Source organism: Polynucleobacter sp. AP-Nino-20-G2 (genome assembly GCF_018688235.1).
In the GTDB taxonomy this organism is placed as follows: Bacteria; Pseudomonadota; Gammaproteobacteria; order Burkholderiales; family Burkholderiaceae; genus Polynucleobacter.
In genome coordinates this window covers 853,861-878,603 of sequence record NZ_CP061313.1, presented here as the reverse complement: position 1 = coordinate 878,603, position 24,743 = coordinate 853,861, and the positions used below count along the sequence as shown (strand labels likewise).

Sequence of the window (24,743 nt, the reverse complement as noted above, 5' to 3'; positions counted from 1 at the left end):
TACGATTACTTCGTAATGACATAACCCTTAAGTTTTGCGAATGCTGCTGTAAGGAGAGACTTCTGTTGTTCTTGATGGAGATGCGCATATCCACAAGCTGGCGAAGCTGATGCTGGACGACCTGCATATGCCAACTTCATGCCCTCAGACATGTTCTCCAAAATATTATGCTGAACAAAGAACCAAGCGCCTTGGTTTTGCGGCTCATCTTGACACCACACAACCTCCTCGAGCTTCGGATACTTCTTCAACTCAGCAGTCAATGCTTTATGCGGGAATGGATATAACTGTTCCAAGCGAATAATGGCGACATCGTCTTGCTTTTTCTCTGTACGTGTTTTAGCCAAGTCGTAGTAGACCTTGCCAGAACACATCAACAAGCGAGTGACCTTCTTCGGATCAATAGCTTCATCACGCTCAGGCAGGATTGTTTGGAACCCACCCTTAGTGAACTCAGTCAATGGCGAAGCAGCTTCTTTGTTGCGCAATAATGATTTAGGCGTCATCAAGATCAGCGGTTTGCGGAACTGACGAATCATTTGACGGCGCAATACATGGAAAATCTGCGATGCGGTTGTTGGTTGAATGACCTGCATATTCGTATCCGCACACAGTTGCATGAAGCGCTCTAAACGCGCGGATGAATGCTCAGGACCCTGACCCTCATAACCATGCGGCAACATCATGACTAAACCGTTTGCACGACCCCACTTCACTTCACCAGAGGCGATAAATTGGTCAATCACCACTTGAGCGCCGTTTGCGAAGTCGCCGAACTGGGCTTCCCAAATCGTCAAGGTATTTGGCTCGGCAGCGGCGTAACCATATTCAAAACCAAGAACCGCCTCTTCCGACAGGATTGAATCGATTACCAGGAATGGAGCCTGATCTTTGGCAACGTGCTGGAGCGCAATATAGGTGCCGGTGTCCCACTTCTCACGGTTTTGGTTATGCAATACCGCATGACGGTGCGTAAAGGTACCGCGACCACTGTCCTCACCAGATAAACGAACTGGGTAGCCACTGGCAACCAAGGATGCGAAAGCCATGTGCTCACCCATACCCCAGTCAATATTTGTCTCGCCACGACCCATTGCCGCGCGATCCCTATAGACCTTCTCCACTAATGGATGGGCTTTGAAGTCCTCCGGAATAGTGGAGATCTTCTCAGCCAAACGCTTCCACTCAGTTAACGGAATAGCGGTATCAGCTTCATCGGTCCATTTCTTATTCAAGAATGGTGACCAATCTACTGCAAACTTACCTTTGAAGTTACTCAAGACTGGATCTGAAGTTTGCTTACCGGCGTCCATCGCAGCGCGATACTCTTTCACCATCAAATCGCCGGTACCGGCTGGCAGAACACCTTGGGTTTCTAACTTGTCTGCATAGAGCTTACGTGTACCAGGATGAGCGGCAATGATTTTGTACATCAAAGGTTGAGTCATCGCAGGCGTATCTTGCTCGTTGTGACCAAGTTTTCTGAAGCAAACAATATCAATCGCCACGTCTTTGTGGAATTGAGTGCGGAACTCAACAGCTAATTTTGTTGCGAGCACAACCGCTTCAGGATCATCGCCATTGACATGCAATACAGGCGCATCAATCACCTTCATGATGTCTGTGCAATATAAGCTTGAGCGAAGATCGCGTGGATCAGAGGTTGTAAAACCAATTTGGTTATTAATGACGATATGGATCGTGCCGCCAGTAGAATAGCCACGTACTTCAGCCATTGCCAAGGTCTCCTGCATAACACCCTGACCCGCAATCGCCGCGTCACCATGAACCAACACAGGCATCACTTGCTCACCCAACAAATCACCACGACGCTCCATACGAGCACGCGCTGAACCCTCAACCACTGGGTTCACGATTTCTAAGTGAGATGGATTAAATGCGAGTGATAAATGCACTGGGCCTGCTGGTGTGGAGATATCACTAGAGAAACCTTGGTGATACTTCACGTCGCCTGCCGGCAATGTTTCAGGACCTTTGTGCTCAAACTCGGCAAACAAATCTGTAGGCATCTTGCCCAAGGTATTAACGAGTACGTTGAGACGACCACGGTGGGCCATACCAATCACAATCTCTTGAACACCTTTAGCGCCAGCTTCGCGAATCAACTCATCCATACAAGCGATAAAGCTTTCACCGCCCTCGAGAGAGAATCGCTTTTGACCAACATACTTAGCCTGGAGATAGCGCTCCAAACCTTCGGCCGCTGTAACACGGTCAAGAATCTGACGCTTCTCATCAACATTGAAATGAGGAACCGAGCGAATAGACTCTAATTTCTCTTGCCACCATTTTTTAATTTTTTGGTCGGCAATAAACATGTACTCAGCACCCAAAGTACCGCAGTAGGTTTGACGCAAGGCCTGCAATAAATCACGCAAGGTCATCTCGGTCTTACCGAAGAAAGTATTACTGGTGTTAAAGACGATATCCATATCGCCATCACCGAAGCCATAGAAGGCGGGATCTAATTCTGGAATATCCGGACGCTCAGTGCGTTTCAACGGATCAATATCTGCCCAGCGATTACCAACGTTGCGATACGCGGCGATTAACTGCTGAACTGCTACACGCTTACGACCCATCTCAGAATCAGCTGAATCCGCTGAAACAGTTCTAATCGGGCCTTGCTTAGCGCGCTCTGCAAAGGAAGCAACAATAGGTCCATGGGCTACGTCAGTTCGAGATGAACCATCGACTGCTGGGATCTGCTTCACATTATCAAAATAATCTCGCCAATGATCGGCTACAGAAGCCGGATCGTGCAAGTAGGATTCGTAGAGTTCCTCTACGTAAGGGGCGTTTCCGCCGAAGAGATAGGAATTATCCCTTTGATCCTGCATCATGATGCTCACCTTTCATCGGGTTTCCCGAATAAAAACTGTGGTTAAAACCATTCGCTCTACGGCTAAACCGCTTTACGAATTGATCTGTGCGAATACTCTTATAACTCTGCTAATTTAACACGATTACCCATTGATACATAAAGGGCTTTCCCTGATTTTGCGGGCCACAGGGGTATTTCCCTATCTCAGCCACTGAATAAGAATTTTCCTACCTGGATTTAAACCACTCCTGACAGATTCTCATAGATTTGATTCGTATTCTCTAAATCTTCAATTGAATTAATGAGATTAAGGAAATATGAAAGCAATTACCCCAGAAATGGAATATCTAAGCACCAGACAAAGCGCCAAAGTTTTACAGGTTTCTCTTGGCACCGTCCAGAAAATGGTTGAATTGGGTGAATTAATCGCCTGGAAAACCCGTGGCGGCCATCGACGCATCCTTGCGAGCTCACTGGACCAGCAATTAGCTAGACGCAAGAGAGCGATGCGCCAGAAAACCACTCAAAATTGCATTGCCATGGGGATATTCAGGAGAGTCGAAAATAGTCAGGAGTTAATAGAATCCATTCAATGCTGGCAACTGAAGGTGGATATGGAGGTTGCCGTTGATAGCCTCGAGGGACTAATGAGATCAGTCTCAATAGCACCCGACCTCATCTTCCTCGATGCCCTAATACCGCCAGTAGAGCAAGTTCATCTCATCCATTATCTGAGCAAAAACAAGGACACCCAGCGAATTCCTATTCTGGTGGATGAGGGATTCATCAAGCTGCACCCAGGCGTTCTGGGGCTGGCAGATGAAAACACTGTAGGCGTGCGCTCTAGCTATCCTGATGTATTGCAAGAAGAGGTAGAAAACGGTCTTATCGACCAAAATCCACTGATTATTGGATATCCGGCCACAAATCCTGAGTTAGAAGCCACCCCAGGAGATCAAAATAGACATGAACTTCTAGAGCCTATTTTTATACAAGCCCTCAATAGAAAGTGCGCTTAAACCCAGAAATATCAGTTATTTCAACATAAAAGCCACCCAAATAACTGGGTGGCCTTTCATATACTTCAGTAAAATCAGAAACTTAGATCAAATAGTTACTGCGATCTCTACCTTCAATCCATTTCGGAGCCTTACCGCGGCCAGTCCAAGTTTCACCTGTTGCGGGATTGCGGTACTTGGGGGCAACCTTACCGCCGGCACTACGGGCACCCGCTTTACGGCTAAAAAGATCTGAAACCATTAAATCATATTCCTCAATAATGAGTTTCGCTTTAGCTATTCCATCAGCCTTTTCGCGTTGAACAGCTTCTTTTATCTGCTTATCCAATTGCTCGCGCTGAGCTAAAAGTTCTTTATAAGAGGACATGTATTGATTTCTCCGAATATTAGTTTTATGAAATAACCTTAATTGGTAATTTCTAAGAAAACATTATATAAGGAGATTATTGAATATGCGAATATATTTCAATATTGCATATAAACCTTTATGAAATAATGGTTTATAACTTAAATAATCAATCAAGTTACATAATGATTATAAATAATATATTCATTATATCTATCTAAAACTACCTTCTTAACATGAAAGTGCCGCTGGATTTAGCGGTTATCTCACCAGCCTCATTTAAAACAACTGCCTCGCAATAATTGATGGTTTTCCCAGACTTCAGAACACTACCCTCAACAATGATTTTGCCGATACTGGGTCGCAAGAAGCTGACGCTCATATCAATGGTCATTGCACCTAATGGCTGATTTACCGTACTTCTGGCAGCCGCCCCCATTGCGAAATCCAAAAGGGTCATGACCACTCCCCCGTGGGCAATATGAAAGCTATTCTCAAATTCAGGCCTGATCTCCAGGCTAATACGGGATTTACCACCTTCCGCAAACTCAGGAATAACGCCTAAGTGCGCCAAAAAGGGAATATTTAAGCCAAAGTACGTCGTGTTGTTCTGATTTGAGCTCATGAGAATGGGAGTTTTGAGGAGATTGAATGGTCGGGGCGAGAGGATTTGAACCTCCGACCACATGCACCCCATGCATGTACGCTACCAGGCTGCGCTACGCCCCGACGAAAGACGAAATTGTATCAGTAACTATTTAGACAGAATTTGCAGAACGGCTTGAAGTTCATCACGTAAACGCAACTCTCCGCGAGCCTCATCAAGGCGATTTCTAGCACCGCTGATGGTAAAGCCCTCTTCATACAGAAGTGCCCGAATCTTGCGAATGAGGACCACTTCATGATGCTGGTAGTAGCGACGGTTACCGCGTCGCTTTTGAGGGCTTAATTGGGAGAATTCCTGCTCCCAGTAACGCAAAACGTGGGAGCGCACACCACAAAGGTCTGCCACCTCACCTATGGTGAAATAACGCTTAGCTGGAATTGGAGGGAGCTGCGAACTTAGCAGCACCGCCCCAGCATCAAATGCTGTTTTCTCGAGCATGTGACTCAACTACATCTTTGAGTTTTTGGCTTGCGTGGAAAGTAACTACGCGACGCGCAGCGATCGGAATCATTTGGCCGGTCTTAGGGTTCCTGCCTGGTCGAGCTGATTTATTGCGCAACTGAAAGTTGCCAAATCCAGAAATCTTAACCTCAACCCCAGTCTCTAAAGATTGGCCAATGCGGTCAAAGAAGGCATCAATCATGTCCTTTGCTTCGCGCTTATTCAGACCTACTTGATCAAAGAGTGCTTCAGATAATTCGTTTTTAGTAACAGTATCGTTATTAACTAATTCATTCATTGCGGCACTCTCTTTGTACTTATTTATCGCTGTTAATCTGGGGGCTGCTTGATGCTTTGATTTTAGCTATACGCTCAATACTAAACCTAGCGCAGACGAGCCGCGCAATTTTTCTCGAGGGAAGCCAACAAAGCTTTCATAACCGGTTCAATTTGGGCATCTTGCAATGTTTCCTGCGGATTTAACAAAGTGACTCGGAATGCCAAACTCTTTTCATCATCAGCCATACTGCTTGATCCGACTTTGGGTCTGAATTCATCAAATAACTCAATGCCCTTAACAAAAGGTTGCTTACTTTTAGCCATTGCATCCAATAAAGACTGAGCAGAAACAGATTGCTTTACAACCACCGCCAGATCTCTCTGCACAGCAGGAAACTTGCTCAGCTCCTCAGGTTGAGGAATTCCCAAATGACGAATGGCTTCTAAATCCAATTCAAATAGGACGGGGGCTTGAGGCAATTCATAGGCCTGCTGCAGACCAGGATGCAATTCCCCTATCCAGCCGATATTGATCTTACCGTTTGGGCTTAATAGTTGAATTTGCGCACTACGACCAGGGTGTAGAGCTGGATGAACGGCAGATTCAGTATTGAAGTGCAAAGGATCCAAGACACGCTCAAGATCACCCTTCACATCAAAGAAGTCAACCGCGCGGTTATCGCTTGCCCACTGCTCAGGCACAAAAGAACCATAGGCGAGACCGCCAACCTGCTGCGGTTGATAGAAGCCAGCGACTTTGCCAGCCTCTTCTTGAACGCTAGTATCACGCTTATATACACGCCCCGCTTCGAATAAGCGCACACGACTTGCGCCACGATTCAAGTTTGACTTGAGGTTGCCCAATAGGCCACCCCACAAATTGCTCCGCATCACACCGTATTGATTGGCAATGGGGTTTAGAACTGCAATGATGTCTTTTTCTGTTGCGCCTGTTAAACGCTTTTCACTATCGAGATCCGTAAAGCCAAAGTTCACCGCCTCTTGATAGCCCTGCAAAGCCAAACGCTGGCGCAATAAATGGATACCGCGTTTTGCTTCGGCCTTAGCACTCATCTTTAATGAGGCAACAGGCGGTACATCAGGAATATTTTCGAAGCCGTACATACGCGCGACTTCTTCAATCAAATCTTCTTCAATTTCAATGTCAAAGCGATAGCTTGGAGGGGTAACAATAAATGTATCGCCCTCTTGCTTAAATTCAAAACCAAGACGCTTAAATACATCGGCAACAATTTCAGTCGTGAGTGGAATCCCAATCACTTTCATGGCACGTGCTAAACGCATGCTGACAGGTTTACGCACCGGCAACGCCAATACCTGATCATCGATTGGACCAACTTGGCCACCGCAAACCTCAACAATCAGTGCGGTTAAATACTCTAAACAGTTCACCGTATTTTGCGGATCCACTCCCCGCTCAAAACGATGAGCGGCATCAGTACTGAAATTAAAGCGGCGCACACGTCCTTGAATTGCGGAAGGCTGCCAGTAAGCAGCTTCAACATAAATATTTTTTGTATCGTCAGTTACAGCGCAGTGATTACCGCCCATAATCCCAGCCAAAGCAACCGGGCCAGCTTGATCGGCAACTACACCAGCATCTTGGATCTTGCCCGCAGAATCCAGGCCCTGCAATGTGACTGTCTGGCCATTCAGCAGCTCAAGACTTTCGCCTGGTTTTGCCCAACGGACCGATAAGTCGCCTGATAATTTATCAATATCAAATACATGAGTAGGTTGCCCCATCTCTAGCATGACGTAGTTTGATAAATCCACTAATGGAGAAATACTTCTTTGTCCGGCTCGCGCTAAACGCTGTACGATCCAATCTGGTGTTGTTGCTTGCGGATTAACGCCACGAATGACGCGACCGGCAAAGCGGCCACAGAGATCAGTATTTTCAACAGTAACTTTGAGCTTATCTTGAATCGCTACAGTGGCATCAGTCCACTTTGGCGCAGATAACGCTGCGCCAGTAATGGCAGACACTTCACGAGCCATACCCATCAGAGATAAGCAATCCGCTTTATTAGGGGTCAGCTTGATAACAAAGATTTGATCATCCAAATCCAAGTACTTGCGAATATCTTCCCCGACCGGCGCATCAGCTGGCAGTTCGAGAATACCCTCATGATCATCACCAAGACCAAGTTCGCGACCAGAGCACAACATGCCTTGGCTTTCTACACCGCGTAACTTGCCAACCTTGATCATGAAAGGCTTACCACCTGCTTCAGCCGGCGGCAGTTCTGCACCAACCATGGCACAAGGAATTTTGATACCAGCACGCGCATTAGGCGCACCGCAAACAATCTGTAATTCTTGGCCAGTCCCAGCATCCACTTTGCATACGCGCAAACGATCCGCATCAGGGTGTTGCTCTGCAGACAGAATCTGCGCAATCACAATCTTAGTAAAAGCTGGTGCAACTGAATGCTGCTCCTCTACTTCAAGACCTGCCATGGTCATTGCATGACCTAGGGCATTGCTATCAAGAGAAGGGTTTACATATTGGCGTAACCAAGATTCAGAAAATTGCATATGCGCTATCTACTATTAGAAGGTTAGCTAATTAAGCTGGGAATTGCGCTAAGAAACGGAGATCGTTCTCAAAGAAAAGACGTAAGTCATCGACGCCATAACGCAACATCGTCAGACGCTCTAAACCAGAGCCAAAAGCAAAGCCGGTATAGCGCTCTGGGTCGATACCCATATTGCGCAAGACATTAGGATGCACCTGCCCTGCTCCAGAAATCTCTAACCAACGACCGGCTAACTTGCCGCTGCCGAAGGCCATATCAATTTCAGCAGATGGCTCAGTGAATGGGAAATAGGAAGGACGGAAACGAACTTGCAATTCGTTCGTCTCAAAAAAAGTTCTCAAGAAATCGGTGTAAACACCTTTGAGATCGGCGAAAGAAACACTCTCCGCGATCCATAAACCTTCAACCTGATGGAACATCGGTGAGTGCGTTGCATCGCTATCCACGCGATAAGTTCTGCCAGGCGCAATCACTTTGATCGGAGGCATTACATCAGCGTTGGCATATTTCTTAACATGCTCGCTTGCATATCGAACCTGAATCGGACTGGTATGCGTGCGCAACAACAAAGGCTTTCCATTGGAATCTTTGCCATCAATATAAAACGTATCCTGCATTGAGCGCGCAGGATGATTTTCTGGACTGTTTAATGCCGTGAAGTTAAACCAATCGGTTTCAATTTCAGGGCCATCAGCAACATCAAAACCAATCGAACGGAAGATCTCTTCAACACGTTCCCAGGTACGCATCACTGGATGCAGGCTACCTACTGCTTGGCCACGGCCAGGCAAGGAAACGTCAATGGACTCCGCCGCAAGACGTTGCAAAAGCACGGCATCAGCCAACGCCTGACGACGCTCTTGTAATGCAGCTTCTACTTGGGTTTTGATTTGATTAATTTGGGCGCCAGCACTCTTGCGCTCATCAGGCGACATTCCACCAAGCGCTTTTAAACGCTCAGTGAGAACACCTGACTTACCGAGATACTTGGCTTTCGCGTCCTCTAGAGCTGCCGCATCGGCAGCTCCGAGGAAATCACGTTTAGCATCCTCGACAATTTGGTCGAGAGAAACCATTGCAGCTTAGTTTTTAAATGAATTAAAAAATTAAGCTGCAGCGTTTACTACGGATTTGATCCGAGTAACCAAAGCAGCGAAAGCCGCTTTGTCAGCAATGGCCATATCAGAAAGCACTTTGCGGTCGAGTTCGATCGCGGCCTTCTTCATACCATTCATGAATACGCTATAGGTCATGTCATGCTGACGAACTGCCGCATTGATACGAGCAATCCACAAAGCGCGGAATACACGTTTCTTATTACGACGGTCACGGTAAGCATATTGACCGGCACGCATAACTGCTTGCTTAGCAATACGGAATACATTTTTACGACGTCCACGATAGCCAGATGCGGCATCGGTGATTTTCTTATGGCGGGCTCTTGCTGTAACCCCACGTTTGACTCTTGGCATTTAATTCTCCTAATTTAGTCTGAGGTTAAGCGTAAGGAAGCATGGAGCGAATTGACTTAACGTCTGCCTTCGCAACTTCAGTGGAACCACGCAAATGACGCTTGTTCTTTGTGGTTTTCTTAGTGAGGATGTGGCGTTTGAAAGCCTGACCTCGTTTAATCGTTCCGCCTGCGCGAACCGTGAAGCGCTTTTTAGCGCTACTCTTGCTCTTCATCTTGGGCATAAAGCACCCCTTCATCTGCTTGTGCAACATAGGTGGCAACCGACGGTTACTCTTCCTGTACCTAGAAGCACTTCTAACTACCAGAGTCTTACGACTCCTCCCTACTTAAACAACAAACCCAATCTTGCGAATCGGCTTGCTATGTTTATTACTTTGCCTTACGGATGGGGGCCAATACCATCACCATCTGGCGACCTTCCATCTTGGGAAACTGCTCAACTTGGCCGTACTCTTGTAAGTCCAACTTCAAGCGCTCCAACATTCTGACTCCAATTTCTTGGTGGGCCATTTCACGACCCCGAAATCGCAGCGTAATCTTTGTCTTATCGCCATCTTCCAAAAAGCGGATTAGATTGCGTAGCTTCACACCATAGTCACCATCATCTGTGCCGGGACGGAATTTCACTTCCTTCACCTGAATCACTTTTTGCTTGAGCTTAGCTTCATGCAAACGTTTGGCTTCTTGGTATTTGAATTTGCCGAAGTCCATGATGCGGACTACAGGTGGCACAGCAGTCGGAGCAATTTCAACCAAATCGGTTTCTTTCTCTTCAGCCAAAGCCAAGGCTTCACTCAACTTAACTACACCGATGGGTTCACCATCAAGTCCAATCAGACGCACTTCAGGAGCAGTAATTTCCCGGTTTATGCGCTGCGATTTATCAGTAGCGATCTTCTTAATTCCTTTAAAAAAACAATAAAAACCATTCCACCCCTAGCTAGGCTCGGGTCCGACTTTCTGGGAAATATCCTGCTGGAGTCGGGCAACGAAGGCATCAAGAGGCATTACGCCTAAATCCACTCCGCCACGGGCACGAACGGCCACCGAATTACTTTCAGCCTCTTTATCGCCAACAACTAGCAAAAATGGGATCTTCTGTAATGCGTGCTCGCGTATTTTATACGTAATTTTCTCATTCCGCAAATCAGACTCGACTCTAAACCCTTGTTTTTTCAGAGATTGCTGGACTTGTTGTGCATATGCAGCAGAATTTCCCGAGATATTGAGGACTACAGCCTGAGTTGGAGCAAGCCAAACAGGCATGTTTCCAGCGTGATTTTCGATCAAAATACCAATAAAACGCTCTAAAGAGCCCACAATTGCCCTATGGAGCATGACGGGAGCTTTGCGAGTGTTCTCCTCGGTCACATACTCAGCACCTAAACGGGCCGGCATGGAGAAGTCAACCTGAATAGTGCCGCACTGCCAAGTACGCCCAATGGAGTCCTTCAGGTGATATTCGATCTTCGGACCGTAGAAAGCACCCTCTCCTGGCAATTCTTCCCATTCTTGGCCTGATGCGGTCAAAGCGCCGCGCAAGGCATCTTCTGCCTTATCCCAAATAGCATCGTCTCCAACACGCTTCGCTGGACGCAAAGCCAACTTCACAGCAACCTCAGTAAACCCAAAATCCTGATAAACCTCACGCACCGCTTTATCAAAAGCAGCTACCTCCGACTGAATCTGATCTTCTGTACAGAAAATATGGCCATCATCCTGAGTGAAGCCACGAACGCGCATCAAGCCATGCAAGGCTCCCGATGGTTCGTTGCGGTGGCACTGTCCAAACTCGCCGTAACGCAATGGCAACTCACGATAGCTGTGTAGGCCAGAGTTAAAAATTTGTACATGGCCCGGGCAGTTCATCGGCTTTAAGGCGTAAGCGCGATTCTCCGACTCAGTCGTGAACATATTTTCTTTGTAGTTATCCCAGTGGCCAGACTTTTCCCAAAGTCCGCGATCCAAAATTTGCGGCGCCTTCACCTCTTGGTAGCCTTCGCGTTGATATACGCGACGCATGTATTGCTCAACCTCTTGCCAAATAGACCAGCCTTTTGGGTGCCAGAATATTAAGCCGGGAGCTTCTTCTTGAAAATGAAACAGATCAAGCAACTTACCTAAACGACGGTGATCACGCTTCTCCGCTTCTTCAAGCATATGGAGATAAGCATCTTGATCTTCTTTTTTCAACCAAGCCGTGCCATAGATACGCTGGAGCATCTCATTCTTGCTATCGCCACGCCAGTAAGCGCCAGCAAGCTTCATGAGCTTAAATACTTTTAACTTACCCGTAGACGGCACATGCGGCCCACGACACAAATCCGTGAACTTACCCTCTGAGTACAGGGAAACATCTTCACCTTGAGGAATGCTCGCAATCAGTTCCGCTTTGTAGTTTTCACCCTGATCTTTGAAGAATTTGACTGCCTCATCACGCGGCATGACAGTGCGGACAACGGGCTCATCTTTTTTGGCGAGCTCAGTCATCTTCTTTTCAAGCGCCACCAAATCCTCAGGGGTGAAGGGGCGATGAAAAGAGAAGTCGTAATAAAAACCGTTTTCAATGACAGGACCAATAGTGACCTGCGCTTCAGGGAATAATTCTTTGACAGCATAAGCAAGCAAATGGGCTGTGGAGTGACGCACAATCTCTAGCGCCTCAGAACTTTTATCCGTGATGATCGCAAGTTGACTATCTTTATCGATGACATAGCTAGCATCAACCATCTTGCCATCCACGATGCCGCCCAATGCGGCCTTAGCAAGGCCACTACCGATACTTTGCGCAACATCAAGGACGCGAACGGGAGCTTCGAACTCGCGCTTAGATCCATCCGGAAGAGTAACTACCAGCATGACAACTCCATCTTCTGTGCTTTACATCTACATGTCACCAAAAAGAAAGCGCGGTAGCTGGAGGCAACCGCGCTCTTTTGGGTCTTTATTCGTTGGTAGGCTCGATTGGACTCGAACCAACGACCCCCACCATGTCAAGGTGGTGCTCTAACCAGCTGAGCTACGAGCCTATATAGCCCTAGAGTTTATCACCGGCGGCGAACCTGCGTGACACCTTTGACTTCTTCCAAGCTATTTTGGACTAGGCGCAAGGCTTCTGAGTCTTTAATTTCAACGGTGAGCAGTATTTGAGCAAGACCCCGTTTGGCAGACTTACGCAGGTCGATAACATGTACGCCCTGCCTCGTGAGAATCTCAAATAGCTCCCGCATGAGCTCGGGGCGATCCAATGCTGTCACCGCTAAATCCGCAGGAAATACCCGCTTAGACTCGTTTCCAGACTCAATTGCAGGGCCCGGTTCATTCCACGCCGTCTGAATTACCCGCTCAGGAGCCCTCTCGAGAAGCCCTCTAAAGGTTTTGCATGAGCGACGATGTATGGACACCCCGCGTCCCTGAGTCACAAAACCAGCAATAGCATCGGGAGGTACCGGCCTGCAACAACGCGCCAACTGGGTTAATAGAGAATCAACCCCCACAACCAATACATCCCCCGCTTGACCATGCTTACGAGTACTTTGCCACAAAACAATCTCTTGTTGCGATGTAGCGGTTTTCAGTTCTGACTTTTGCTCAACCTTTGCCTCTGATGATTTATTGCCAGCCTCTTCATCATCTAAGGCATTAAACCAAGCACGCACACGAGTACGGGCCCGTTGAGATCTTAAGTAATTGCGGTTCGGACTAATCCAGTCCCTCGATGGCCCGCCATGTTTGACCGCGATGATTTCAACGGTTTGACCATTCTGAAGTGGTGTATCCAGAGGCACCATCGCTCCATCAACACGCGCACCCCGGCAACGATGACCCAAATCCGTGTGGACCGCGTAGGCAAAATCGATTGGCGACGACCCCTTCTCCAAGGAGATCACCTTACCCAATGGAGTCAGCACATAAATATGATCATCAATCTCATGGTGCTTCAGTTGCTCCCAGGCATCCTCTTTCCAAGAGATGAGCTGCCTTGCCCAAGCGATTTGGCGCTCGTAAGCAACGGCGGCACTGTGCGTACCAGTTTGATGAGTTGGACTGGAGTTTGTTGGCGGCGGTAAGCCTTTGTTTGTTTTTGGGGGCGTAGCAGCACCCACATAGGCCCCCTCTTTGTAACGCCAATGCGCAGCCAAACCATACTCGGCTTGTTGATGCATTTCTTGGGTACGAACCTGAATCTCAAACGCGGTACCGTGCTCATCCATCACTACGGTATGCAATGATTGATAACCGTTTGGTTTGGGTCTAGCAATGTAATCATCAAACTCACGTGGTACTGGCTGCCAAACGTTATGCACTAACCCCAAAATCGCGTAACAAGATTTGACATCCTCCACTAAAACTCTAAAAGCCCTGACGTCATATAGATTGGCGAAGTCCAAAGACTTGCCCTGCATCTTTTTCCAGATGCTGTAAATATGTTTTGGACGACCCTGAACCTCGCCATCAATGTGCGCGGCACTCAACTCAGCCTGAAGACGCGCAACAATGTGCGCAACAAAAGATTCACGCTCGATACGTTTGCCATCTAACATCTTGGCAATATCACGATAAAAGTCCGGAGAAAGAACGCGGAAGGCTAAATCCTCCATCTCCCATTTCATTTGCCAAATACCTAAGCGATTTGCAAGGGTGGCGTCGATATTCAGAATCTCTTGAGCCCAAGCCTTAGGCATGGCGATTTTTTCTTGAGTAATCCAGCGCAAAGTTTGTAGGCGCGAAGCGAGATAGATGAGCACTACACGCAGGTCATCACCAAATGCCAACAACATCTTGCGCAGCATCTCTTCTTGCCCAGAGATGCTCAAGCCACCATCATCACGAACCAGTTTTGCTTGTGCCTGCCTTAATCCACGATACCCAATCAGAAGCTTAGCCGGCTCTTCGCCAATCAGTTTGATGAGTGACTCTTTCCCATGGGTTCGAGCAATATGATTTGCAGCGGTTAATGTCGCCTCGTCTAAATGAAGGGCTTGAAGAATGCGAAGAACGCCAGCAGCATGATTCTCGGCTGGCTCGCCATACCACCCATCTATGATTTTAAATTGCCCAGATGCATTTCCAGCATTTGACATGGGTAGATATGATCCTTAGCTAAAGAACTCTTTTGCCAAGGCAATTTGTTCAGCCTTAACAAATGCAGGCGCATGACCTACACCCGGAATCTCAATGCTACGAACATGTGGATTTACTTTACACATTTCCTCAACCGTTTTGGCAGATAACAAATCAGAATCGCCACCTCGAACAATCAACATCGGAATATGAATCTGCTTAAAGGCATGCCACATCGCCATCTCGCCAGCTTTCGCCATGATGGGATTCACAGAGGCAAAAGGCACCGCAATATCCGGATCGTAATGCATGCCCCAAACGCCATCTTTCTGCACTAGCATTGGCCCGTTATAGATCTCCCACTCTTCTGGCGTATGAGTACCAAAGGAAGAGCAGATTACATTTAAACGCTCGAGCGCATCAGCGCGATTACTAAATGCAAATGGCTGGCCTACGTAAGAGCCCAAACGCTTAATAGCCTCAGGTTCAATGCGCGGACCAACATCATTGATCAGCATACGACGAATCGGATTATTTGGGATGGAGGCATAGACCATACCAATCAGACCCCCCATGGACGTTCCAAACCAATCTACTTGAGTAACACCCAGTTGCTTAATCAAGCAAGCCATATCGGCCACATACTGAGGAACGGCATACAGCATGGGGTTTTTTAATCGATCTGAATCGCCGCGACCCACGACATCTGGGCATACGACGTAATACTCCTTACTCATTGCTTCGGCAAGGGTTTTGAAATCACTGCCACGCCTAGTTAAGCCATGAACACATACAAGCACCTTGGGATTACTTGGGCTCCCCCAAACGTGGTAAGCCATACGGTGTGAGCCATCAGGACTGGAGCAGTTCACATAGAAGGTGTCGCCTTCATGGCGCACGGTGGAGGCATTTACCTTGTCATTCAAGTGCTCGTCATGCGTATGCTCATCGACTTCACCAACTACCTCTGGCTGTAAAGTCACATGATCAATTCCATGTTTATCTAACAGCATGACATTGATGCGATCCATAATTTCTGGCCACTCATTAATACGCTCGATCTCAATATGCCCAATCAGCGCTGGAAAGCTCGGCGTCATTTCCCAAACATGCAAATCGTGCACAGCCAATACGCCCGGGACCTTCTTCAGATCATTACCGACCGCCAAATAATCAATATGGAGCGGCACCCCCTCCATTAGGAAGTGATAGGACTCATGGAGAATGGAAATGGTCGACTTGAGAATTAAGAGAGAAACCAAGATGGATAAAATCGCATCGATTGGCATCCATCCAGTAAGCTGAATCACAACACCAGCGATCAAGGCCGCTACGGAGCCCAATAAGTCACCCATCACATGAACCAGTGCAGCGCGCGTATTGACGCTCCTCTTATCGCGTGACAACACCCAGGCGACAACAATGTTCATCACCAGACCAATGGCGGCAACAACCGTAACAGTTAAACCGTCTACTTTATGAGGGTCATAAAAGCGACTGATCGCCTCAACCATAATCCAAACAACTAGAGCCAGCATCACGATGCTGTTCACAAAAGCTGCTAATGCCTCAGCCCTTCCAAATCCAAAGGAATGCTTTGGTGATGGAGGACGGCGGGAAATAATTTGAGCTAACAATGCTAGGCCGAGAGCTGCGGCATCGGTGACCATATGTCCAGCATCGGAGATCAAGGCCAAAGAATTGGCGAAATAAGCTGCCGCACCCTCAACCCCAGAAAAGCCCAAAGTGAGAACCAAGGCAATCAGCAATAAATTTTGGTTCGAAACTTCTTTGCTATGGGAATGTTTTGCATCGCCCTTCTTGTGCGCATGCAGAGAATGGTCTACGGCATTCATAAGGGAGTCTTTAAAAAAGAAATGGGGTCATAGAGACCCCATTATTTCATCATCCGGTGAAAAACGTTAGAAACCCGTTGTATCTACAGGGGCACCCGTTTTAGCCAATACCTCATCCTTAGAAACACCTGGAGCCAGCTCAACCAGCTTCAAACCTTTAGGAGTGATATCTAACACGCATAAGTCGGTAATGATGCGGCTGATAACACCCACACCTGTTAGCGGCAAAGTACATTTAGGCAGAATTTTGATCTCTTCAGTGCCGTCTTTCTTTTTGGCTACATGCTCCATCAAAACCACTACATGCTTCACGCCAGCAACCAGGTCCATTGCGCCGCCCATGCCCTTCACCATTTTTCCTGGAATCATCCAGTTGGCTAAATCGCCATGTTCGCTTACCTGCATTGCGCCCAAAATTGCAATGTTGATTTTGCCGCCACGAATCATCCCAAATGAATCAGCAGAAGAAAAAATGGATGAGCCAGGCAAGGTAGTGATAGTTTGCTTGCCCGCATTAATTAAGTCCGCATCAATTGTTTCTTCTGTTGGAAATGGACCGATTCCGAGTAGACCATTCTCAGATTGCAGCCACACTTCCATTCCTTCTGGCACATGATTCGCCACTAGGGTTGGCATACCAATCCCCAAGTTCACGTAGTAACCATCTTTCAACTCTTTTGCGGCACGTGCCGCCATTTCATCTCTATTCCAAGGCATATCGATCTTCCTAAATATTCTGTACGGTAAATGAGGCTGATTAGGCCGCGGATAAAGTGCGTTGCTCAATACGCTTCTCAGGCGTAGTGTTGAGCACTAGGCGGTGTACGTAAATGCCAGGGGTGTGAATCTCATCCGGATCCAATTGACCGTTCTCAACAATCTCTTCAACTTCAGCAACTGTGATCTTTCCTGCCATGGCAACTACTGGATTGAAGTTACGAGCGGTATAGCGATAAACCAAATTGCCAGACTTGTCTGCTTTCCAAGCCTTCACTAAAGAAATATCAGAGATGATTGAGCGCTCCATGATGTATTTCTCACCATCGAATTCTTTTTCTTCTTTGCCTTCAGCAACCAAAGTGCCGACACCCGTTTTTGTGTAGAACGCAGGAATGCCGCAACCACCAGCGCGCAACTTTTCCGCCAGAGTACCTTGAGGTGTAAATTCCAACTCCAGCTCACCGGCCAAATATTGACGTTCGAACTCTTTATTCTCACCCACATAAGAAGCAACCATCTTTTTAACTTGGCGTGAATTCAGCAATAAGCCCAGACCAAAGCCATCAACACCAGCGTTATTAGCAATCGCAGTCAAATTTTGCGCGCCAAGATCCTTCACCGCAGCGATCAGGGCCTCCGGAATGCCGCAGAGACCGAAACCGCCAACGGCGAGCTTTTGTCCATCCTTGAGAATGTCCCGCAAGGCATCCACTGCTGTTGGGTAAGTCTTATTCATAAATTCGTCCTAATATTGCCAAAAAGGGTAAAAAAGCAATCATAACGCTTTAGGCCCCTAAGCCTAGTGGCAAGGGGCACCAACCTGGTTTTTACGGCTTGGAACTAAACTAGAGAGGTAATTTGAGGGGTAAGCCATATGAAATTACGGAAAATTGCCCCGGCACCTTATTTTTAAGAGTTATTGGAGAGATTAGATGAACGCCCAGGAATTGCTCGAACAGTTTGGACCCAGAGAATCCATGGACTATGACCTGGTCATCGTGGGAGGTGGCCCTGCAGGGTTGTCCGCGGCAATTAAAGCCAAACAGTTGGCAAATGAATCTGGCAAAGAGATTAGCGTTTGCGTCTTAGAAAAAGGTTCAGAAATCGGCGCTCATATTCTGTCGGGTGCCGTCATGGATCCTAAGGCACTCACCGAACTCTTTCCGAACTGGAAGGAAATGGGCGCACCTTTGGACACAGAGGTCACTCAAGATCAATTCTTATTTTTGACTAAAGACAGCTCTATTCAAGTTCCGAACTGGATGCTGCCCCACTGCTTTAAAAATGAAGGCAATTACATTGTTAGCCTCGCAAACGTCACGCGTTGGCTTGGGCAACAAGCAGAAAATCTGGGCGTGGAAATTTTCCCCGGCTTTCCTGCTGCTGAAGTGTTGTACAACGAGCAAGGCGCTGTGTGCGGAGTAATCACTGGCGCAATGGGTCTTGATAAAGAAGGTCAACCTACTGATCAATTCCAACTTGGCATGGAGTTGCGTGCCAAGTACACCCTGTTTGCCGAAGGTGCTCGCGGCCATCTCGGTAAACAACTTATTTCAAAGTTCGCGCTAGATAAATATGCGGATCCTCAAAGTTACGGTATCGGCATTAAAGAGCTATGGGAAGTTGAACCCTCTAAGAGCAAGCCTGGTCTAGTAGTACATACCGCAGGTTGGCCATTGGAGAGTGACACCTATGGCGGTTCGTTCTTGTATCACCTAGGTGACAACAAAGTTGCTGTTGGTCTTGTTGTCGGCCTGTCTTACAAAAACCCATACCTCTCACCCTTTGATGAATTCCAGCGCTATAAATTGCACCCTAAGATTCGTGAAACCTTTGAGGGTGGAAAACGGATTGCTTACGGTGCGCGTGCATTAACTGCTGGCGGCTTAAACAGTCTTCCAAAAACCGTATTCCCAGGTGGCGCATTAATTGGTTGTGATGCAGGTTTCTTAAATGCTTCACGCATTAAAGGTAGCCATGCTGCTATCAAGACCGGCATGTTAGCTGCTGAGGCTGCAGTAGCGGCTCTAGGTGAAAACCGCTCTGCAGATGTACTGGCTGCGTATCCAAACGCATTTAAGCATAGCTGGTTGCATACTGAGCTGAGTCAAGCGCGCAACTTCAAACCTTGGATGTCCAAAGGACTCTATTTGGGCACGCTGATGGTGGGTCTAGAGCAAAAACTATTAGGCGGCAATATGCCCTGGACGGTGCATTTGAAACATGCTGACCATGAGTGCCTTGAACCCGCCTCACAGCACAAGCGAATCGACTATCCGAAACCTGATGGCAAAATTACTTTTGATCGCCTCTCTTCGGTATTTATTTCCAATACCAATCATGCTGAGAATCAACCGATTCATTTGACCCTGAAAGATGAATCAGTTCCCGTCAATCTCAATCTCAAAACTTATGCGGGCCCAGAGCAACGCTACTGCCCCGCTGGTGTTTATGAATACGTTGAGACCGATGGAAAAGCGCGCCTGCAAATCAATTCACAAAATTGCGTGCATTGCAAAACATGTGACATCAAGGATCCGAGTCAGAATATTGTTTGGATCACACCAGAAGGTGGTGGTGGACCAAACTACGCCTCAATGTAATTCTGTTATTGAATTACCTAGATGGGTAATGGCGAGGACGCAACTTCTGAATCGCCATACCCGCTAGACCGCAGGCGAGAGCCGACATCACAAATACATTGCGCGGTTGCGTAGCATCCCAAAGCCAGCCAGCACATAGGCCGCCTAAAGTCCCGCCCAGACCATAAGACACCGTAGCCATCAACGCTTGTCCACGTGCCTGTAATGGACCTGTAAACCAACGTTGCAGCAATTTAGTCGCAGCACTATGGTGAGCCCCAAAGGTGCCTGCATGCATCAGTTGCGCAACAATCAGCACCCAAGTGATAGGGAAGAAAGCGATTAAGGCAAAGCGGATTACACCAATCCCAAATGCGGCCTGCAAGACCACTTCAGCATCTAGGCGACTTAGCACCTTGCTTTGGAAATAGAAGAAGATCACTTCAGCAGAAACACCCAAGGCCCAGAACAAACCAATCTGGAGCTTGTCGTAACCGAGATCAGCCAAGTACAGCGAATAGAAAACATACAGCGCCGCATGAGCAAACACCATAAAGAATCCCGATAACAAGAACCAGCGCACATCTGGATTGAATAAAACAATTAAGAGCTCACCCTTCACCATCTTGCGACGCTCCATCTTTGGCTCATGCAGGCGAAATGTAATGAAAGCCAAGAGAATTAAAACAATCGTGCCGACGATAGGATAGAGTTCGATCCCTTTGCGCTGGAATAACTCGCCAGCGAGAAGTACCATAGCGATAAATCCAATGGAGCCCCATAAGCGCAACCGGCCATAGCGCTTATCAAATGAATTGTCTTTGAATAAGGCGTGAACAGTTGCCGACTCACCTAAAGGCATCAGGCTACTCAAAATGGTATGGAGCACAAACATCCATACGAAGAAAGCGGAATAACTATGCAAATAAAAGATGAATAAGAAAATAACTGCCGCCAAGCAAGCGCAAAAGCGAATAATGCCAATACGGTTCGAAAGATAGTCGGACAACCATCCCCAAGAGAAAGGGCCAACAATGCGGGTGATCTGCAACATCGACATCAAGACTGCGATCTCGATAACGCTAAAGCCGCGATCTACAAAGAAGAGGCTGGCATACGGAGATACCAAGCCAACATAAGCGAAATATAAAAAGAAAAAGGACCCGAAGGCCCACCGCACTGAAGGTGTCATTTTCTTTTTCTGAGCTTATCTTGTGAATTAATCAGATGCTGAGCCAGGGCGAGCCGCTGGAATTGGGGGAACAGCGTGAGTGACATCGCCACACTGAGCGCGATGACGCAAGGCATGATCCATGAGTACCAGAGCCAACATCGCTTCGGCAATCGGTGTCGCACGAATTCCTACGCAAGGGTCATGACGCCCTTTGGTTTGAACAGTAATCGGCTTGCCGTCGAGATCAATCGACTGCTTGGGACTCAAGATGCTTGATGTTGGTTTGATAGCAATGGAAACACGTAAGTCTTGCCCGCTACTAATACCGCCTAGTGTGCCACCAGCATTGTTGCTAGCGAAACCATCGGGATGCAATTCATCACCATGCTCGCTACCGCGCTGCGCAACTGATTTAAAGCCAGCGCCGATTTCCACGCCCTTGACGGCATTAATACCCATCATGGCATGTGCAATATCGGCATCCAACTTATCAAATAAAGGTTCGCCCAAGCCAATCGGCACATTACGCGCGCGCACTTCAATCCGCGCCCCGCAAGAATCCCCTGCTTTGCGCAGTTCATCCATATAGGTTTCCAATTGAGGAACGATATCGGCATTAGCGGCGAAGAATGGATTACTCTCGATCAGGCCTGCATCTTTAAAGGGAATCTCAATCTCACCAAGTTGACTCATGTAGCCATAAAACTCGGTGCCATATTTTTCATGCAACCACTTCTTCGCGATGGCTGCGGCTGCAACCACTGGTGCAGTTAATCTTGCTGAGGAGCGACCACCGCCACGCGGGTCACGCAAACCGTATTTGTAGTGATAGGCGTAATCGGCATGCCCAGGCCTAAATGTCTGCAGAATATTGCCGTAATCCTGACTACGTTGATCTGTATTGCGAATCAACAAGCCAATAGGTGCGCCAGTCGTTTTACCTTCATACACTCCTGACAGAATTTCTACCTTATCAGCCTCTTGGCGCTGAGTTACATGACGAGAAGTGCCGGGCTTTCGGCGATCCAAGTCAATCTGCAAATCCGATTCGCAGAGCGACATGCCGGGAGGGCAGCCGTCAACAACAGCACCAATCGCGGGACCATGGGATTCACCAAAAGTGGTGACAGTAAAGAGAAGGCCTAATGTATTTCCTGACATAGCGACATTATGTCATCTGTCAGGGTTGTTGGGCTAGCCCAGCCCATGAGCGCTTGTTTTGCTTAAGTCGATGCTTTTTCAGCATCCTCAGGCCAATCGCGGATATAGGCCTTGAGCATGGTGTTCTCAAAATCCTGCGCCTCAACAACCGACTTGGCGACATCATAGAAAGAAATCACACCCATCAGCATCTTTTGATCAATCACCGGCAAATAACGGGCATGATCTACCAACATCATGCGGCGCACTTCATCAATCTCCGTTTCCATATTGCAAGTGAGCGGCTTGGCATTCATAACAGACTGGACCTTAAGATCATCCAATTTGCCATGGTGTTTTGCCAGAGCTGCAATCACCTCGCGGAAAGTCAGAATACCGACCAGCTTGTCGTACTCCATGACTACTAGCGAGCCAATATCGTGCTCACTCATTACCAAGACGGCGGTTTGGAGCGCGGTCTCAGGAGCAACAGTAAATAGTGTGCTGCCTTTTACGCGCAATATGTCACGAACTTTCATTTGGTCTCCAGCAATGAATTTCTTATTAGGACAATATATTCCCAAGCCCTTGCAGAATCAAGGGTGAAATCAGGCATTTCAGTAACGAATAACCCTAACCACCCCACTCCGTATGCTGGGCAGGTTAGCTACTAAGACAGCCCCTGCCAGGGTAATCCACCAAGTCAGGTAGATCCAGATCAGCGCCAAGGGGAAGATAGCAAAGGCGCCATAGACGGTCTTGTAGAAAGCCACATTCGTCAAAAAAAGTCCGAAGCCGAACTTCATCAACTCAAAGGTCATCGCGGCAAAGAAGGCACCACTCAATGCATCAGTCCACAGAATTTGCGCATACGGCAGGATTTTGTAGGCCACCGAAAACACAGAAATCGCCAATAGGATGGGCACGACTGTTGCAACCAAACTCAGACCAAAGCTCAACGACTCAGTCCAGCCCTCAGCCGCACTCAGCAGAAGTCCGCTCAAATACGTCCCAACACCGAGCAAGATAGGACCCAAAATAGTTGCTGCAGAGTAAATGGCAACCTTCTTCAAAATTGGCCGCTTCTTCGTTACCCTAAATATTTGATTAAAAGCGCCCTCAATCACAGCCATGGTCATGATGGTGGTAATCACCAAGCCAATTAAGCCAATTAAGGTAAGGCCCTTGGCCTGCGAGGAAAATTGATCCAGATAATTAAAGACCTGTTGATTTAAACCTCCAGGAATATAGGTATCGAGCAACCAAGCCTGAATGGCGTACTTAATTCGAATCACGCTGGGTAGGTAACCAACCAAGATAGAAGCAACCGTCAGCATGGGAACAAGTGCAAGCGTTGTCGTGAATGCAAGGCTAGCGGCAATCTGCTTGAGATTTTGGCCACGATTGCGCTCCCAGATCTCTTTCCCAAGAGAGAGCCATAATTGAGGATTACGAATCAAGCGCATCGCCGTATCATAAGAGAAGAATATGAGCCAATCCGATATTTTAGTGTTGTACTACTCCCGCTACGGCGCAACTAGGGATTTGGCGCGCCTGATCGCCGAAGGAATTGAGAGCGTCCCAGGGGCTAATGCCAGACTGAGAACAGTGCCAGCAATTTCCACCGTTTGTGAGAGCACAGAAGCCGCCGTCCCAGCCGATGGCGCCCCATATGCGGAGTACGCGGACCTCAAAGAATGCATCGGCCTGGCCCTGGGTTCACCTACCCGCTTTGGCAATATGGCTGCACCCATGAAGTACTTTTGGGATGGCAGCTCTTCAGAATGGCTTAGTGGCGCCCTCATCGGCAAACCTGCCTGCGTCTTCACCAGCACGGGCAGCCTGCATGGCGGTCAAGAAAGCACCCTGCTCACCATGATGATCCCCCTACTTCACCACGGCATGATGTTGATGGGCTTGCCTTATAGCGAGCCAGACCTGATGAGCACATCAACTGGTGGCAGCCCCTATGGCCTAACGCACCTCGCCCATGCCGATGGGAGAGCCCCCATCAGCGCAGAAGAACAACGTTTAGCCAAGGCTCAGGGCAAGCGCCTAGCTCAAACCGCCCTTAAGCTAATCTAAGGGTAATTCACAATGAAAAATTGGCTCACCAAGAATCCTTATCAGCTCCTCGCTACTGCAGCTTTTATTGATCTTTTTATCCTTTGCGTTGCCTGGGAATGGTTCATTTCCCCGCTCAGGCCAGGCGGATCCTGGTTAATCCTCAAGGGCATCCCCCTGCTATTTGCCATCCCGGGCCTTTGGAAAGGCAAGGTTTACACCATGCAGTGGGCCTCTATGCTGATCCTGCTCTACATCACTGAGGGCTTGGTACGCATTTTGGAAACGGGTGCCAATTTTTGGATGGCTGCCCTAGAAACCACCCTTGGAACCATCGCCTTTGTATGCCTGCTGATTTACCTCAAACCCATCAAAGCACGGGCCAAAGCAGCTAAAAAAGAACGGGAAGCAGCCCAAAACCCTTAAATTTGCCTCGATTGGGTTGATTTATTTAAAAATTTCTGTATTTCCTGTCATCTCAGTCACTTTTCCATGCGTTGTATGGGCA

23 protein-coding genes and 2 tRNA genes are annotated in these 24,743 nt (G+C 47.8%); 4 read left to right on the top strand and 21 right to left on the bottom strand.

Annotated elements, in window-relative coordinates; genetic code table 11:
• Positions 1–5 precede the first annotated feature (5 nt).
• Positions 6–2,864: a 2-oxoglutarate dehydrogenase E1 component gene (locus tag FD960_RS04605; RefSeq protein ID WP_215300297.1), complete on the bottom strand. Its 2,859-nt coding sequence runs from the start codon at positions 2,862–2,864 to the stop codon at positions 6–8.
• Between the two features lie 298 nt (positions 2,865–3,162).
• Between FD960_RS04605 and FD960_RS04600 the strand changes: the two genes are divergently transcribed.
• On the top strand, positions 3,163–3,864 hold the full coding sequence (locus tag FD960_RS04600) for an excisionase family DNA-binding protein (RefSeq protein ID WP_215300295.1): 702 nt from the start codon (positions 3,163–3,165) through the stop codon (positions 3,862–3,864).
• 82 nt (positions 3,865–3,946) lie between these two features.
• On the opposite strand, the gene FD960_RS04595 is transcribed toward FD960_RS04600, so the two are convergent.
• The 16 genes from FD960_RS04595 to FD960_RS04520 form a co-directional block, all read right to left on the bottom strand.
• On the bottom strand, positions 3,947–4,231 hold the full coding sequence (locus FD960_RS04595) for an H-NS family nucleoid-associated regulatory protein (protein ID WP_215300293.1): 285 nt from the start codon (positions 4,229–4,231) through the stop codon (positions 3,947–3,949).
• Positions 4,232–4,433: 202 nt separating this feature from the next.
• Positions 4,434–4,835, bottom strand: a complete 402-nt coding sequence (locus FD960_RS04590) for a PaaI family thioesterase (RefSeq protein WP_215300291.1) — start codon at positions 4,833–4,835, stop codon at positions 4,434–4,436.
• Positions 4,836–4,862: 27 nt separating this feature from the next.
• Positions 4,863–4,939, bottom strand: a tRNA-Pro gene (locus tag FD960_RS04585).
• Positions 4,940–4,964: 25 nt separating this feature from the next.
• Positions 4,965–5,315, bottom strand: coding sequence for a MerR family transcriptional regulator (locus FD960_RS04580; RefSeq protein ID WP_215300289.1), 351 nt, complete (start codon positions 5,313–5,315; stop codon positions 4,965–4,967).
• Positions 5,293–5,616, bottom strand: coding sequence for an integration host factor subunit alpha (locus tag FD960_RS04575; RefSeq protein ID WP_215300287.1), 324 nt, complete (start codon positions 5,614–5,616; stop codon positions 5,293–5,295). The genes FD960_RS04580 and FD960_RS04575 overlap by 23 nt, the downstream gene beginning before the upstream one ends.
• An 86-nt stretch (positions 5,617–5,702) precedes the next feature.
• On the bottom strand, positions 5,703–8,159 hold the full coding sequence (pheT, locus tag FD960_RS04570; protein ID WP_215300285.1) for a phenylalanine--tRNA ligase subunit beta: 2,457 nt from the start codon (positions 8,157–8,159) through the stop codon (positions 5,703–5,705).
• Between the two features lie 31 nt (positions 8,160–8,190).
• On the bottom strand, positions 8,191–9,237 hold the full coding sequence (gene pheS / locus FD960_RS04565; RefSeq protein WP_215300284.1) for a phenylalanine--tRNA ligase subunit alpha: 1,047 nt from the start codon (positions 9,235–9,237) through the stop codon (positions 8,191–8,193).
• 30 nt (positions 9,238–9,267) lie between these two features.
• Entirely contained in the window at positions 9,268–9,633 is a 366-nt protein-coding gene (gene rplT, locus FD960_RS04560; RefSeq protein WP_215300282.1) for a 50S ribosomal protein L20, read from the bottom strand.
• 25 nt (positions 9,634–9,658) lie between these two features.
• Complete coding sequence (rpmI, locus tag FD960_RS04555) at positions 9,659–9,856, bottom strand: 50S ribosomal protein L35 (protein ID WP_011902674.1); 198 nt, start codon at positions 9,854–9,856, stop codon at positions 9,659–9,661.
• Between the two features lie 148 nt (positions 9,857–10,004).
• The gene (gene infC / locus FD960_RS04550; RefSeq protein ID WP_215300597.1) at positions 10,005–10,529 is read right to left on the bottom strand and encodes a translation initiation factor IF-3; all 525 of its coding nucleotides are present in this window, start codon (positions 10,527–10,529) and stop codon (positions 10,005–10,007) included.
• Positions 10,530–10,571: 42 nt separating this feature from the next.
• Positions 10,572–12,494, bottom strand: coding sequence for a threonine--tRNA ligase (thrS, locus tag FD960_RS04545; RefSeq protein ID WP_215300280.1), 1,923 nt, complete (start codon positions 12,492–12,494; stop codon positions 10,572–10,574).
• 93 nt (positions 12,495–12,587) lie between these two features.
• A tRNA-Val gene (locus FD960_RS04540) sits at positions 12,588–12,664 on the bottom strand.
• Positions 12,665–12,682: 18 nt separating this feature from the next.
• Positions 12,683–14,719 (bottom strand): bifunctional (p)ppGpp synthetase/guanosine-3',5'-bis(diphosphate) 3'-pyrophosphohydrolase, encoded by a 2,037-nt coding sequence (locus FD960_RS04535; RefSeq protein ID WP_215300278.1) that lies wholly within the window; start codon positions 14,717–14,719, stop codon positions 12,683–12,685.
• Between the two features lie 15 nt (positions 14,720–14,734).
• The gene (locus tag FD960_RS10565; RefSeq protein ID WP_215300272.1) at positions 14,735–16,555 is read right to left on the bottom strand and encodes an alpha/beta fold hydrolase; all 1,821 of its coding nucleotides are present in this window, start codon (positions 16,553–16,555) and stop codon (positions 14,735–14,737) included.
• A 66-nt stretch (positions 16,556–16,621) separates the two neighbouring features.
• Entirely contained in the window at positions 16,622–17,272 is a 651-nt protein-coding gene (locus tag FD960_RS04525; RefSeq protein WP_215300270.1) for a CoA transferase subunit B, read from the bottom strand.
• 40 nt (positions 17,273–17,312) lie between these two features.
• Positions 17,313–18,011: a CoA transferase subunit A gene (locus FD960_RS04520; protein WP_215300268.1), complete on the bottom strand. Its 699-nt coding sequence runs from the start codon at positions 18,009–18,011 to the stop codon at positions 17,313–17,315.
• A gap of 196 nt (positions 18,012–18,207) precedes the next feature.
• Here FD960_RS04520 and FD960_RS04515 point away from each other — a divergent pair, with 196 nt between their 5' ends.
• Positions 18,208–19,878: an electron transfer flavoprotein-ubiquinone oxidoreductase gene (locus FD960_RS04515; RefSeq protein ID WP_215300267.1), complete on the top strand. Its 1,671-nt coding sequence runs from the start codon at positions 18,208–18,210 to the stop codon at positions 19,876–19,878.
• Positions 19,879–19,891: 13 nt separating this feature from the next.
• Here the strand turns inward: FD960_RS04515 and FD960_RS04510 are convergent, their stop codons facing one another.
• The 4 genes from FD960_RS04510 to FD960_RS04495 form a co-directional block, all read right to left on the bottom strand.
• A complete protein-coding gene (locus FD960_RS04510; protein ID WP_215300265.1) occupies positions 19,892–21,049 on the bottom strand; it encodes an MFS transporter in 1,158 nt (385 codons plus the stop codon).
• A gap of 27 nt (positions 21,050–21,076) precedes the next feature.
• The gene (aroC, locus tag FD960_RS04505; protein WP_215300264.1) at positions 21,077–22,192 is read right to left on the bottom strand and encodes a chorismate synthase; all 1,116 of its coding nucleotides are present in this window, start codon (positions 22,190–22,192) and stop codon (positions 21,077–21,079) included.
• A 62-nt stretch (positions 22,193–22,254) separates the two neighbouring features.
• Complete coding sequence (locus FD960_RS04500; protein ID WP_215300262.1) at positions 22,255–22,710, bottom strand: CBS domain-containing protein; 456 nt, start codon at positions 22,708–22,710, stop codon at positions 22,255–22,257.
• 78 nt (positions 22,711–22,788) lie between these two features.
• A complete protein-coding gene (locus FD960_RS04495; RefSeq protein WP_215300260.1) occupies positions 22,789–23,637 on the bottom strand; it encodes a YihY family inner membrane protein in 849 nt (282 codons plus the stop codon).
• A 22-nt stretch (positions 23,638–23,659) separates the two neighbouring features.
• Here FD960_RS04495 and wrbA point away from each other — a divergent pair, with 22 nt between their 5' ends.
• Positions 23,660–24,256 carry an NAD(P)H:quinone oxidoreductase gene (gene wrbA, locus FD960_RS04490; protein ID WP_215300259.1) on the top strand — a complete coding sequence of 199 codons (597 nt, stop codon included), beginning with the start codon at positions 23,660–23,662 and terminating at the stop codon, positions 24,254–24,256.
• A 12-nt stretch (positions 24,257–24,268) separates the two neighbouring features.
• Entirely contained in the window at positions 24,269–24,661 is a 393-nt protein-coding gene (locus tag FD960_RS04485; RefSeq protein ID WP_215300257.1) for a DUF2069 domain-containing protein, read from the top strand.
• The last annotated feature ends 82 nt before the right edge of the window (positions 24,662–24,743 follow it).